We start from the raw sequence: 13541 nt of genomic DNA, 5'->3' as shown, positions 1-13541 counted from the left end.
ATCCGCTATTCGAAACCTTGACTGTTGATCATCCCGACAAGCACTTCGTCCGGCACTTTCGCAGTATCATTGAGATCGAGCAGTCCTGCCAGCGTTTTCGGCTTCACGTCGGCTATGAGCCTGCCAGACGAGAAATTCGTATCGGGCGCCTTGAACAGTGCGGATGCGATCGTGGCGCCCACGACATAGGAGCCAACCGGACCAAGATGGCTGCCATCGCCGCCCAGAACGGACGCCTCCTGGATGATGTAGTAGGAGAGAGGCGTCTGAGCCAGGAACTGCGGGTTGCGTTGCAAGGCTGCCCGAAGCCGGCCGGCATTGTAGACGTAGCGTTCGGCGCAAGCCGCCGTGGGCAGCATGTCATCGCCAGCCAGCACCGGCACGTCGATTGCATCATCGACCAGAGCGGCCTTCACCGCGCCCGCCAAATCCTGACCGGACGGCAGGCCCAGATCATAACAGCGCCAGCAATCCATGAAGGCAACCGGCCGAACCGTACCGTTCAACTCCGCACTCAGCCCGGCAATAGAAAGTTCTTTCGAAAGGAACGGTGAGATGCGCCGGGCGCTTTGAGCTTTGGATTCGGGGTCCGCCGAGGCAAACCGGCTCCAGTCGACGACCCAGTTCTCCGGTATCGGGATCTCCCCACCCGGGCGCAGGCTGGAGAAGGACAGCATTTTCCGTAAATTGGCCGGGGTTCCGACCGAGCTGTCGTTTACGACATAGAACTGTCGCACCATGGCGTGGGCAAAGCGCGACGCCCCGAACGTGAATTCCAAAGGCAGCGCGTTGAATGTCTCGAGTGCCGAAACACCCTTGCCTTGGAAGTCATCGCTGGCGAAAAAATGATCCCAAATCTCGGGAGCCAGGATCTTTCTGAGATAGTCGTTGATGATCACGGTACGATAAACCGACGTCAGGTAGATCCTGGCACGCCTGTAAGCTTCCGCTGGATCGGACGTGCCGCTGCCGAGCAGCAGATCCACGATCCTGTTGTGGATGCACATGAGCGTGCACAGGAGTTGCGAGAGGACAAGATTGTCGTCGTTTCGCGGATCCGCCACCAGGGGTCGATAGGGCGCCCGCCGGCTCTCGGCATTGATGAACCCGCCCGACATGTCGATGCGCGGCAGATCCCGACCCGGGGCCACCCTGCGGTCGACCGGAAGCATGGTGTCCTTCATACAGGGCAAGCCGATCGGAAAGCGGCAGGCTGTGAAATCTGCTCCATCGGGATAATCGTAGAGATGGGCGTCGACGGTCGGCCCTCTTCCATAGAGTCCTGAAAGGTCAAGACCTTGCGAGGACGCGTTCTTCAGATGATGGATCTTGCCTGCCGGTTGGGGCAACCCGAATATCTGGCTGAAGACGATGTCGTGGAACACGAACTGACCGAAATAGGTAAAGCCGGCCGGTGTCGGGCTGAGATCACGGTCTTCGAGGCCGTCGATCGGACCAACCATTTCAGCTGTGATGTCCAACAAGGCCGCCTTGGTACGGTCTATGGCGCTCTCGTTTTCCGTTGCCGCGAACAAGGCGATGGGCATGTCCGCGAGGGACGGGAATAGCCTCATGCCCTGCAAGGTCGGCTGGTCGTTCAGCCCGTGATCTGAACTCTGATTCGACCGGTTGGGTATGTTAGCGGCTTCGAAGGAGGACGTTTCACCGTGGAGCATCAAAGCAACCTCGTTTTGGAGATGATGAATGCGGCCAGGCCCGAGCTTGGCACGAATCGGGGAGCAGAAACAGACCTGCCCCGTGCAGCGGAAAATGGCGGGGCCGTGCCAGCGATCACGGCACTGCCGCGGTGAGCTTCGGCCCCGCCGAGACGGCGACGAACAGCACACAGCAGAGAATTAGACCCGCACCCAGAAACCCGTCGGGCGAAAGCCGTTCACCGAGCAGGGCGGCGGCCGAAATGGCGGCGAATACGCCTTCTCCGCTGCAGATCACCGCGGCATGAGACGAGGTAGTGTAGCGCTGTGCAGAACTCTGAAGGCAAAAGCCGACAGCTGTCGAGAACACGCCAAGCATCAGGAGTTCGGGCCAGGCCGCCACGATAGCCGGAACCGTCACCCGACCTTGCAGCGCAAACGGCAGCGTGGCTGCAGCCGTTCCGACGAACTGCGCGGTCGCTGTCGCGACAGGTCGGCCATGCGCCTGCACATGGCGCCCGAGTTCCACCGTCCATACCGCAAAGCAGGTGGCGGTCAGGATGGCAAACGCGTCGCCCGCGGTTGCCGAACCATTGAAGCCGCCGGCCAGGAGCGCTGACCCCACGACCGTCAGAACTGCGACGAACAGGATCAGTGCGCTTGGGCGCTCCTTCATGATCAGCCACGCGGCGACCGGCGTGATGACGGTGGAAGCGCTGATGAGGAGGCTGGAGTTCGTTACTGTCGTGCTGACATAGGATAATTGCTGGACCACACTGCCCAGCGCAAACAGCAGGACCACCCTGGCCACACTTGCGAACCAGCCAGTCTTGGCGGCTGGGGTGCGCTCCCGGACCGCGAAGGGCAACGTCACCAGCCCGGCGATCCCGCTGGTCAGGAAAACGACCGTCATGGGATCGAGGTGGGCCAATACGGTTTTGTGGGCGACATTTCCCAGGCCCCAGATGACAGCGGCAAGCATCAGCAGGGAATTAGCCTTGAATCTGGACATGACTGATCGCATCGCCACGGCGGGCAATGGCTCCTGAGGTTTTGATGCGGTTTGAAAATGATGGGCCAGGTCAGACCAGCCCTTCATCGTCGAGGGATTCGTATTCGCCGGAAGCCGGCCCTGCCCGGCTCTCGACCTATGCCGGGCTGGCACTCGCAAGGTGCGATCTGCGCAAGACGGGCATGGTGGGCAGCAGGACGGGCTTTGGCGTTTCGTTCTGCTCGAAACTGACGCTGCGTTGAAGAAGGGGAAGAATGGCTTCCGGCGTTGACGACACCATCTGCCCGCATCGCGTTGACGAGTTCATGAAGCCGGCTTCCGACATGCTCTCGAAGACGCTCAGAAGTGGCGACCAGAAACCCTTGAAATTCGCCAGGACCAAAGGCTTGCAGTGCCTTTCCAGCTTGCGCAGCGTCATGACCTCGGTCAGTTCCTCAACGGTACCGATGCCGCCGGGCAGCGCCACAAAGGCATCCGCGTAGTCGAACATGAGCTGCTTGCGAATACTCATGTCGGGAACTGAAATCGTCTGGCATCCCGGTGACAGCATCCTCATCCGCTCGACCAGGAACTGGGGCGTAATGGCGACGACAGTGCCACCCGTTTCCGCCGCGGCAATAGCGACCTGGCCCATGAGGCCGTCACAGCCTCCGCCATAGACAAGGCGGATGCCGGCCGCGGCGATCGCCTCGCCGAGAACGGTGGCGCAACGGGCGTGATCGGGGTCGTTGCCAAGCATGGCTCCGCCGAAGACGCAGATGGTGCCGATGCGGCGCTGCGAGGGGTAGGAGCGGCCGATCTGTTCCGCGGAATTGTCGAATGATGATCCGAACATGGTGTCTCTCCGTTGAGTTTGAATTGTGAGGTTGGGTCAGCTCGCGGCGCGATCATGGGCGGCGCGAGGATGGCTCGACCGGAACAGAAGCAGGTCGGCCCAGGACCACAGCAGGTAACAAGCAAACAGAGTGGCAGGGGTGGACCAATGCGGCTGCTCGCCGCTCCCGATCTGAAACAGCGAGGCGTGAAGGTCGTTTCCGGCAGCGACCAGTGCGGGCAGACGGCTCAGAAGAACCATGGTGCGAAACAGGTCGAACTTCTGGCCCGGCAAGCTGAGGATGCGGGCACCCGGACGGTGGCAGGCACTGCCGAATTTTCCAACGGAATGAAGCAGGCCCGATGTCAATGCCAGCAACGGATGGCCAAGTTCAAACAGGGCAACACCAAGGAAAACGGCGCCGACGCCGGACAGGAAATCGCCGAGGCGGTTGAGGTTTTCGCTGGGTCTGGAACGTCCATTCCAGGCGCGATGGTAGACTTCGCCGCTGGCGAAGAAGATCGCCGTAGCCGAGGTCATTGCGATGGCGGCGAAATTGCCCGTCAGGCAATGGCTTATGGCGGCCGGGGAACCTGCCCAGGGAAGCTGGTTCGGATCCCTGGATGCAAGGATCTGCACAGTTACCCCCTGGCAGAGGCCAAGGAGATTTCCGATGTTGTAGGCGCCGCCCGGACCAAACATCCGATCCGTCAGAACCCTGCGCACAGCTGGCAGGCTTATCCGTGGGGCGATGAAAGAAAGTGCTCGGCCACGAGCCGGATTATTGCCTGCGGCCGCGTTCAGCGACTTGTCGATGTTGAGCGTCATCTCGGGTTCCTCCTTGATGACGCATGCTTTGCGGCTCTCTGCGTGATCCGATCGTGAATCGCGCGCAACGCGTCGGAGACCCGGCATTTTGGAGGCAGGTGGAGGCGCTGATTGCGCCGGCCTTACGACCAGGCCAGCGGAGCGCGGCCATGCGTCGCCGCCCGATGCCCTGGCGAGCTTTGCTTCTGGACACAGCATTGCCTGATGCCACAAAGTGATCCGATGATCCGGACCCTATCGCTCGCTGAAATCGAAACGCTTATCGACTGGGCTGCCGACCAAGGCTGGAATCCGGGCCTCCACGACGCTGCCGCCTTCCAGGCCGCCGACCCGGACGGCTTCATCGGCGCCGTCGTCGATGGCCAAATGGTCGCCGGCATATCCGCCGTCGCTTACGACGCCGACTTCGGCTTCATCGGCCTCTACATCTGCCGCCCGGACATGCGCGGCAAGGGCATCGGCAAATCCGTATGGGACGCGGGCATGGCGCTGCTCGGGGGCAGGACGATCGGCCTCGATGGCGTCCCGGCCCAACAGGCCAATTATCGCAGAATGGGCTTCGCGCCGGCGTATCGCACCGTCCGCTTCAGCGGCGAGGTCGCGCCGAAGCCGGCCGGGGCATGGCCGACAAGCCTCAAGACGATCACGCCGGACCTTCTGCCCTGGATCGAAGCCTTCGATCGAACCTGCTTCCCGGCCACCCGGCCAGCCTTCCTCGAACGCTGGACCGCCCCACCGCACATAGCGCTGGTGGATATGGACGGCACCTCCGTCCGTGGCTACGGCGTCGCCCGTCAATGCCGCGAAGGTTTCAAGATCGGCCCGCTATCTGCAATCGACCTCGATACGGCCAAAGCCATATTCTCGGCTCTGGCGAACCGCTGCTCAGGCCCGGCTCACATTGATGTGCCCGAGGCCCAGGCCGGGTTGGCAAGCGAGCTGACCGAGCGCGGGATGTCCCCGGGTTTCGAGACCGCCCGAATGTATTTTGGCCCGCCTCCAACGATCGCAGCCGAGCGGGTCTTCGCCGTCGGCACTCTGGAGCTGGGCTGAAACGCACTGTGTCGGCCGCCATCACAGTCAGCGAGTCAGCGGCGCGTCAGAATGTAGGCGGCGTGTTCACCCAAAGTATCCGCACGGTTGCCGAACCGGCGTTGCGATAGCCGTGGCCAAGTTCGGAGTTGAAATAGAACGCGTCGCCGGCCTCGAGCGCCACCACATTTGTCTCGACGAGCAACTCGAGCGAACCTTCCAGCACATAGCCGAATTCCTGCCCCTTGTGGCTGATGAGCTCCAGACTGCCGCCGCCGACCTCGATCACATGGATATTGATCTGCAGCAGATATTCGGGGCCGGACGGCACGAGCTGTTCGAGCACGACGTGGTTTCCCGATCGCCGGTGGCCCGTCTCCATGCGCTGGCGATCGTTGCGGCGCAGCACGAAGACCTCCGACGCATCGTGCTGAAGGGTACCAAACATGGCGTTCATGTTGATGCCCAGCGCCTGCACCAGCCGGTGCAGCGCAGCCATTGAAGGTGTTGCCCGGTCGTTTTCGATCTTGGACAGATAACCTTCGGTCAGCCCGATGCGGGCGCCGAGCTCCTCCAGACTGAGACCGAGCACCTGCCTTGCGTGGCGCAGCTTCACGCCGATCTTCGGTGCTTTCATGCCGTCGTCCAAATCAGGTCCGCGTCTTCAGCCAGTTCGCCAGCGTCGCCAGGAGGAAATCGACCTCCGCTTGGGTGTTGTAATGCGCCAGTCCGATGCGCACGACGCCATTGCGCTCGGCAAGCCCGAGCCGCCTGATCGGCTCCAGCCCGTAATTGTGCCCATGCCAGAGAAAGATGCCTTCCGTCGCCATCGCTTTGGCGACGTCGGCAGGATCGACGCCATCGATTGTCACCGACACGGTCGGAACGCGGCGGGCCTGCGCGCCCGGATCAACAATGCCTTGAATGGAGACGCCATCGATCTTGGATAGTCCGGCAATCAGCCGCGCCGTCAAACCGCGTTCGTAGCGATCGGCGACTTCGATCCCGGCCACGATGCGCTCGCGGCGCGTCGCGTCGGGATGGATATTGCCAAAGGACTGCCCAAGCCAGGCATAATGCTCGACCGCGCCGAGCACCCCGGCTAGCGCCTCGCGGCTCGTCGTCCCCGTCTCGAATTTCCCTGGCGGCGTGTTCGAGGCGGCTCGCACCTTATAGGCAGTCAGCGCCTGCAGGAGATCGAACCGTCCCCACAACACGCCATGATGCGGCCCGAAGAATTTGTAGGCCGAACAAACCAGGAAATCGCAGCCGAGATCCTGGACGTCGATCACCCGATGCGGCGCGAATTGCACCGCATCGATATAGCTCAGCGCACCAATCTGGCGGGCGCGCGCGGCGATCCTCTTCACATCGTTGATCGTGCCTGTGACGTTGCTGGCATAGCCGACCGCGACCAGACGCACCTTCTCGTCGATCGTCGTCTCCAAATGACTGAGGTCAAGTTCGAAGGTTTTCGGGTCGAAATCGATCCAGCGCACCTCCAGCCCACGGTCCTCGGCCAGCATGAGCCACGGCGCGACGTTGGCGTCGTGGTCCATGCGCGTCAGCACGATTGCGTCGCCTGCCTTCAGATCGCGGCCGATGGCGCGCGACACCGCGAAGGTCAGCGTCGTCATGTTCTGACCGAAAATGACCTCGCGCCGATCGGCGGCGTTCAAGAAATCCGCCATCGCCTGGTGGGCGTCGTCGACCATGGCCTGCGCGGCGACCGACGTTTCGAAATAGCCGCCGAGATTGGCGTTGGTGTCGATCATGGCGCGGGTCATGCGCTCGATCGACCGGCCAGCCATCTGGGTCCCCGCCGGATTGTCGAAGAAGATCCAGTTCGCCGACCTTGCGCCTTTCGCCATGGCCGGAAAGGCAGCGCGAACCGTGTCTATATCCATCTTTCATTCCTCCCCGACCGTCGGCGCGGCCCGTGAGCCACGGCCGCCGACCATTCCCAAGCGTTAGCTGGCCGCCTCGTGAATCGCGAAAGCGCGCGCCGGAAAGCCCGATCCCCCCTTCGGCTTCGGCCAGCTTGCGACGATCAGCGCTCCCGCTTCAGGCAGCTTGTCGAGATTGGCAAGCAGCTCGATTTGCCAGCAATCGCGCGAGAGCACGTAATATTCCAGGCTGCCATCGCCAGCCGACGTCGCGACGCCGGGGTCGGTGTCGATGCCCTCGTGACCGATGGCGGTGACGCCGCGACGCTCGATCAGTTCTTCCAGCACCGGCTTCGACCAGCCCGGCGTATGCGAGACGCCGTCCGAGGACCTGTTCTCGAACTTTGCAATGTCCGGCCAGCGCGGCCACCAGCCGGTGCGTAGCGCAACAAAGCATTTTTCAGGTATGCGACCGTTTCGGGCCTCCCAGGCGGCGATATCGTCCAGTGTCGGCGTTGCGTCCGGATCGGCGGCGACCCTCTCGCTAATGTCGAGAATAACGAGCGGCAGGAGCATCTCCGAAACGGGTAGTTCGTCGAGCGTGCGGCCGCCATCGATGAAATGCACCGGTGGGTCGACATGCGTACCCCATTGGCCGACGAAGGCATAATGGTGGACCTGAAACGAGTCGCCCTTCGAATGGTCGAGCACCGTATTGCGCTGCTCGTCCGGGAAGCTCGGGAATTTCGGCTGCCCGGGGCGAAAAGCATGCGTCAGATCGGTGAAGGTCGCGGCGGATAGCCGCGACCTGTAGATGTCCCAAAGCGAGCCTTGGCCCGACAAGATCACGGCTCCGCGACGAAGCTGGGCGCTGCTTCGCTGGCGAGCATCAGCTTGCCGTCCTTGACGCCGATGACGGAGACCGACTTGTCCGGAACCGAGACGCCAGGCCGGTAAGTGATCGTGCCCGTAACGCCGTCCAGCCCGGATGTGGCGGCAAGTGCGTCACGAATCTTGGCCGGATCGGGCGCGCCGGCGCGCTTGATCGCGTCAGCCATCAGCTTGATCGAATCGTAGCCCAGCGCAGCGAAGGCATTCTCCGGAGCGTTGCCGACCGATTTCGTATAGGCGTCGATAAAGGCCTGAACCTTCGGGCTAGCGCCCTCGCCGATATAGGCATGGGTCGTAAAATAAGTGTCCTTGGCCGCGTCGCCGCCAACCTGGAGCAGCAGCGGCGTGTCATAGCCGTCGCCGCCGACGACCGGCAGGTTGATGCCTGCCTGGCGCAGCTGCTTCAGGATCAGGCCGATCTCCTCGGCATTCGACGAGGCGTAGATGAAGTCGGGCTGCGGCGATAGCGCCTTGAGCTTGGCGATCTGGGCGGTAAAGGTCTTGTCGCCGATCTTGTAGGTGTCGCGTTCCAGGATCTTTCCACCGCCATGCTCATAGGCGGTGACGAAATAGTCCGACAGCAAGGTCGTGTATTCGGTGCCGATGTCGGTCAGCAGATAGGCGGTCTTGCCGTTCAGCTTGTTGAGCGCGAACTCGGCGCCGACAGCAGCCTGGACGTTATCGCCGAAGGCGGCGAGGAAGATCTCGTTGCCGAGCTGGCTGGGCAGTTTGGGCGAAGTCGCGCCGGGCGTGATGAATGGGATCTGCGCCGTCTGAACCTGCGGCCCGATGGCCAGCACCGAATCGGAATCGGCAAAGCCGACGATCCCGACGACTTTGTCGCTGTCGATCAGCTGGCTGGCAACGGTGGAGATAGTCGTCGAATCGCTCTTGGAATCGTAAGTTACCAGTTCGATCTGCTTGCCCAGCACGCCGCCTGCGGCGTTGATCTCGCTGGCCGCCAGCTTGGCGCCGTTCAGCATGGGACCGTCGAGAGACGCCTGGATTCCGGTCAGGTTTGCGGGATAGCCGATCTTGATTGTGTCGGCAGCGAGAGCCGTGCTGGCTGAGGCGATGGCGAAAAGTGCGCCCAGGCCCAGGCCGATGGTACCGCGTCGAGTGAGTTTGATCATCGTTTTCGTTCCTCTGTCTGGTTCACCACTGCCGATCTTTGAGTTAACCCGAACGTGAATTCGCGTTCCCCCATGATCCCCTTCGGCCGGAAGATCATGATTAGAATGAAGATGAAGCCGAGCACGATCTGACTGGCGCCAAAGAGGGCCGGGACCGAGAACTCGCCGATCGTGAAACCGCGCTCGACCGACCGCAGAACCTCCGACAGGAGCGAAACGCAGACGACACCGACCAGAGCCCCGGACAGCGAGCCCATCCCGCCGAGCACCAGCATGGTGATGAGGCTCATCGTCAGCGAGAAATAGAACGTGTTGGGCGAAAACGAGCCCAGGTAATGTGCGTAGAGCGACCCTCCGACGCCCGCGAAAAAAGCGCCGATGACAAACGCGATCAGCCGCGTTCGCAACACGCCGATGCCGACGGCGCTGGCCGCGATCGTATCGTCGCGCACCGACTTCATCGCGCGGCCGAAGGGCGAATAGACCAGCCGCGCCAGGACGAAGAGCGTGATCGCCAGCCAGCCGAACACCCATGGCAGCGTGGTTTCCAGCGGCACGCCGGTAAAGGTGCGGGCGCCGCGGGTGAAGTCCGAAGCGTTGATCAGCACCACATTGACGATGATCAGGAAGCCCATCGTGGCCACAGATACGAAATAGCCGGACAGGCGCATCAGGGGATAGCCGACGACCACCGCGAGCAACGCGGTCAAAACGCCCGCCACCAGCGTGGCTGGCAGAAAAGGCAGGCTGAAAGCATGCAGGAAAGCTGGGAGATGCGGCAGCAGCGCCAGCTTCTGCTGGACCGGGATGGACAGGATGCCCGAGATATACGCACCGGCGCCGATGAAGCCGACATGGCCGAGCGAAAACACCCCGGTGAAGCCGTTGCTGAGCGATAGCGACAGGACCAAGATCGCATTGAGCGCGATCAACAGGATGATACGGACGAAATAGTCGCTGAGCACATGCGGCGCACCGAAAGCGACCACGGCCCCGGCCACCAAGGCAAAGAGCACGCAGAGCTTTATCCGCGCTTCCCGGCTCACAGCTTGATCTCCCGGTTTGGCTGCAGCAATCCGCCCGGCCGGACCAGAAGGAAGGCTATCAGCACGGCGAAGACGATGGCGTCGCGATAGGACGAGATGCTGCTCGGCAGGAACGCCACGATGAAGATCTCCAATGCGCCGAGAATGTAGCCGCCGACCAGCGCCCCGGCGATCGACCCGAAGCCGCCGATGATCGCTGCGACGAAGGCCTTGAGAAGCGGTGTGAACCCCATCTGCGGCTGCACGACGCCGGCTTGCGCAGCCCAAAGGATGCCGGCGAGGCCGGCATAGGCGGAAGCAACGATGAAGGCGACGATTATCAGCCGGTTCACGTCGAGCCCGACAAGCTGCGCCGCCGACATGTCCTCGGCCGCCGCGCGCATGCCGAGGCCGGTCGTGGTGCGGGTGATGAACCAGCCGAGCAGGAGCAGCGACACGAAAGTCAGGGCAATGGTCAGCAGGTTGATGCTGGTGAAGGTTATGGCGCCGTTCGACAGTTCCCATGACGTGTTGAGAAAGGCTGGAAGCGGGAAGTTGCGCGGCGACGACGTGAAAACCAGGATGCCGACATTCTCGATGATGTAGGTGACGGCAAGACTGGTCAGCAGCCGTGCTACGTCCGGGGCGTCGCGGATCGGACGGTAAGCGATACGCTCGATAAGGAAGCCGGCGACGGCGGCCGCTGCGATACCGCAGATTACGGCGACCGGGAAAGGAACCCCGATCCCGACCAGCAGCGCGACCCCGAAGGCGCCGACCATCATCACGTCGCCATGCGCGAAATTGGTAAGCTTGAGGACGCCGAAGACGATCGAGAGACCCACCGCCACGAGGGCGTATAGGCTGCCAAGGCTCACCGCGTTGACAATCTGCTGCAGCATATAGTCCAGCTGGGTCATGTCGCCGCCCCGAGATATGCCTGCGCTACGCGCTCGCTGTCGCGCAGTTCCGCCGACAGGCCCGATAGGGCCACCTGACCGGTGCGCAGCACATAGGCGCGGTCGGCCAGATCCAAGGCTAGCTTGATGTTCTGCTCGACCAGCAGCATGGTCATGCCCTGAAGCTTCAGCTCCGCCAGCGCGCTGAAGATGTGCCGCACCAGCAGCGGTGCGACGCCGAGCGACGGCTCGTCCAGCAGCAGAAGCCTTGGCGCCGCCATCAATGCCCGGGCGAGCGCAAGCTGCTGCTGTTCGCCGCCCGAAAGCGTGCCTGCCAGCTGCTTCAGCCGTTGTTTGAGGATGGGGAACAAACCGAACATCCGCTCGCTATCGGCGGCGACTGCGTCCTTGTCGGTGCGCGTGCAGGCGCCGAGCCGCAGATTGTCTGCCACCGTCAGCCCGCCGAACAGGCGCCTTCCTTCCGGACATTGAGCAATGCCCAGCCGGACGATCTTGGCCGGCGCCATGCCGGCGATCGATTTGCCGTTAAAGCTGATCCTGCCGCCGCGCGGACGGGACAGGCCCGAAATGGTGCGCAGCGTGGTGCTCTTTCCAGCGCCATTGGCGCCCACCAGCGCCACGACTTCGCCGGCATGCACATCGAGCGAAATACTCTTCAGCGCCCGCACCGCGCCAAAATTGACTTGCAGATCCTCGACCTGAAGCAGGGGCGTGCTAGGCGTGTCCAAGATACGCCTCCCGCACTTTAGGGTGTTCGCGTACCTGTTCCGGGGTGCCGACGCAGATGACCTCGCCAGCGGCCAGAACCTGGATGCGCTCGCACAAAGTCATGATCAGATCCATGTCGTGCTCCACGACCACGACAGTCACGCCGTAGCGGTCGCGGATCGTCCGGATGAGTGCTGCCAGCATCTTGGTCTCATTGGAATCGAGCCCGGCGGCAGGTTCGTCGAGAAGCAGCAGTTCCGGGCCGGTCGCCAATGCGCGCGCGATCTCAAGTCGCCGCTGATCGCCGTAGGGAAGATCGGCGGCGGTCCTGTCGGCCTGTTCCGTCAGCCCCATGAGGTCAAGCAATTCACCGGCTTTCTGTCGTGTCGCGGCTACACGCTCGCGGTAGCGCCGGCCGCGAATAACCGTGTCGACGGTGCCGACAGGATGACGAAGCTGCGCTGCGGCCAGAACGTTCTGCGCGACGCTGAGGCTGCCGAACAGACGCGATCCCTGGAAGGTGCGTGCGATGCCCATCGCAACGATCTGCGACGTGCGCATCCCGGCGATGGGCAGCCCCTTCATCTCGATGCTGCCTGAGTTTGGCTGGGTAAAACCGGTGATGAGGTTGAAGAGCGTGCTCTTGCCCGAACCGTTCGGCCCGATCACGCCGACGATTTCGCCCTCGTTCAATTCTATCGCATGATCGCGAAGCGCAACCAGCCCTCGGAAGGCCTTCGTCAGCCCCGCAGTCCTCAACAGTAATTTGCTCGGTACTGGTCTGTCCACGCGCCGGCTTGTTCCCCTGTCGGCCGAGCCCCCCAATGGCCCTGTCCAAGGTCGAATGGACAATCGAACGATTGCGATGTCAAGTCTTATTCCTGGAAGGAAAGATTGATGACTCGGTCATGGCGCGCACGTGAATGAAAATCCACGGATCGTCAGATATCAGCACCAACGATGGCGCCGATACCGGCTGTCAGCGCCATTGCGAGGGCTCCCCAGAAGGTGACGCGAACGGTCGCCCTCAAAACGTTGGCGCCGCCGGCTTTTGCCCCGACGGCGCCCAGAACCGCCAGGAACAGGAGCGAGGCAACAGACACCGTTACGGCGAGCCAGGCCGCCGGCGAGACAAGCACCATCGCCAATGGCATGGCCGCGCCAACCGAAAATGCAGCCGCAGAGGTCAGCGCGGCCTGGATTGGCCTGGCGGTGGCCAGCTCCGAAATACCGAGTTCGTCACGCGCGTAGGCCCCAAGCGCGTCCTTCGCCATCAGTTGGTCGGCGACCTGCAAAGCCAGCGCCGGCTCCAGGCCACGCTTGACATAGATCTCCGCAAATTCTTGTCGCTCGAGATCTGGCTGCGTCGCCAGTTCCGCCTTCTCACGGGCCAGATCGGCTAGTTCTGTATCGGACTGCGAGCTGACCGAAACATATTCGCCGGCTGCCATCGACATCGCACCGGCGACCAATCCGGCAACACCGGCCACCAGGACGTTGGAGGCCGCGGCATTGGCTGCCGCCACACCAATGATCAGGCTCGCCGTCGAAACGATGCCGTCATTGGCGCCCAGCACGGCGGCGCGCAGCCAGCCAACACGGGATACGAGATGGTTTTCACTGTGCAGGCGGCTCAT

14 protein-coding genes are annotated in these 13541 nt (G+C 62.5%); 2 read left to right on the top strand and 12 right to left on the bottom strand.

Going from position 1 to position 13541, the window contains the following annotated elements:
• Positions 1-5: 5 nt before the first annotated feature.
• The 3 genes from LB513_RS10680 to LB513_RS10670 all read right to left on the bottom strand — a co-directional run bounded on the left by LB513_RS10680 (position 6) and on the right by LB513_RS10670 (position 3502).
• Positions 6-1676: a peroxidase family protein gene (locus LB513_RS10680; RefSeq protein ID WP_224663458.1), complete on the bottom strand. Its 1671-nt coding sequence runs from the start codon at positions 1674-1676 to the stop codon at positions 6-8.
• 115 nt (positions 1677-1791) lie between these two features.
• The gene (locus LB513_RS10675) at positions 1792-2754 is read right to left on the bottom strand and encodes a DMT family transporter (RefSeq protein ID WP_224663457.1); all 963 of its coding nucleotides are present in this window, start codon (positions 2752-2754) and stop codon (positions 1792-1794) included.
• A 49-nt stretch (positions 2755-2803) separates the two neighbouring features.
• A complete protein-coding gene (locus tag LB513_RS10670) occupies positions 2804-3502 on the bottom strand; it encodes a TIGR00730 family Rossman fold protein (protein ID WP_224663456.1) in 699 nt (232 codons plus the stop codon).
• A 147-nt stretch (positions 3503-3649) separates the two neighbouring features.
• Between LB513_RS10670 and LB513_RS10665 the strand changes: the two genes are divergently transcribed.
• Complete coding sequence (locus LB513_RS10665; RefSeq protein WP_224663455.1) at positions 3650-4366, top strand: hypothetical protein; 717 nt, start codon at positions 3650-3652, stop codon at positions 4364-4366.
• Between the two features lie 165 nt (positions 4367-4531).
• Entirely contained in the window at positions 4532-5362 is an 831-nt protein-coding gene (locus tag LB513_RS10660; RefSeq protein WP_411962697.1) for a GNAT family N-acetyltransferase, read from the top strand.
• Positions 5363-5408: 46 nt separating this feature from the next.
• On the opposite strand, the gene LB513_RS10655 is transcribed toward LB513_RS10660, so the two are convergent.
• From LB513_RS10655 to LB513_RS10615, 9 genes are all read right to left on the bottom strand, one after another.
• The gene (locus tag LB513_RS10655) at positions 5409-5990 is read right to left on the bottom strand and encodes a cupin domain-containing protein (RefSeq protein ID WP_224663453.1); all 582 of its coding nucleotides are present in this window, start codon (positions 5988-5990) and stop codon (positions 5409-5411) included.
• Between the two features lies 1 nt (position 5991).
• A complete protein-coding gene (locus LB513_RS10650; protein WP_224663452.1) occupies positions 5992-7248 on the bottom strand; it encodes a cysteine desulfurase-like protein in 1257 nt (418 codons plus the stop codon).
• Between the two features lie 63 nt (positions 7249-7311).
• Entirely contained in the window at positions 7312-8070 is a 759-nt protein-coding gene (locus LB513_RS10645) for a cyclase family protein (protein WP_224663451.1), read from the bottom strand.
• A 2-nt stretch (positions 8071-8072) separates the two neighbouring features.
• Positions 8073-9251, bottom strand: coding sequence for an ABC transporter substrate-binding protein (locus LB513_RS10640; protein WP_224663450.1), 1179 nt, complete (start codon positions 9249-9251; stop codon positions 8073-8075).
• The gene (locus LB513_RS10635; RefSeq protein ID WP_224663449.1) at positions 9248-10297 is read right to left on the bottom strand and encodes a branched-chain amino acid ABC transporter permease; all 1050 of its coding nucleotides are present in this window, start codon (positions 10295-10297) and stop codon (positions 9248-9250) included. The genes LB513_RS10640 and LB513_RS10635 overlap by 4 nt, the downstream gene beginning before the upstream one ends.
• Positions 10294-11196: a branched-chain amino acid ABC transporter permease gene (locus tag LB513_RS10630; protein WP_224663448.1), complete on the bottom strand. Its 903-nt coding sequence runs from the start codon at positions 11194-11196 to the stop codon at positions 10294-10296. Before LB513_RS10630 ends, LB513_RS10635 begins: the two co-directional genes overlap by 4 nt.
• Positions 11193-11924, bottom strand: coding sequence for an ABC transporter ATP-binding protein (locus LB513_RS10625; RefSeq protein ID WP_224663447.1), 732 nt, complete (start codon positions 11922-11924; stop codon positions 11193-11195). Before LB513_RS10625 ends, LB513_RS10630 begins: the two co-directional genes overlap by 4 nt.
• Positions 11911-12693 carry an ABC transporter ATP-binding protein gene (locus LB513_RS10620; protein WP_224663676.1) on the bottom strand — a complete coding sequence of 261 codons (783 nt, stop codon included), beginning with the start codon at positions 12691-12693 and terminating at the stop codon, positions 11911-11913. The genes LB513_RS10625 and LB513_RS10620 overlap by 14 nt, the downstream gene beginning before the upstream one ends.
• A 152-nt stretch (positions 12694-12845) precedes the next feature.
• The gene (locus LB513_RS10615) at positions 12846-13541 is read right to left on the bottom strand and encodes a VIT family protein (RefSeq protein WP_224663446.1); all 696 of its coding nucleotides are present in this window, start codon (positions 13539-13541) and stop codon (positions 12846-12848) included.

Origin of the sequence: Mesorhizobium sp. ES1-1 (assembly GCF_020164785.1) — a bacterium.
In the GTDB taxonomy this organism is placed as follows: Bacteria; Pseudomonadota; Alphaproteobacteria; order Rhizobiales; family Rhizobiaceae; genus Mesorhizobium.
The sequence above is the reverse complement of the archived record's forward strand: the minus strand, read 5'-3'. Positions and strand labels throughout refer to the sequence as shown.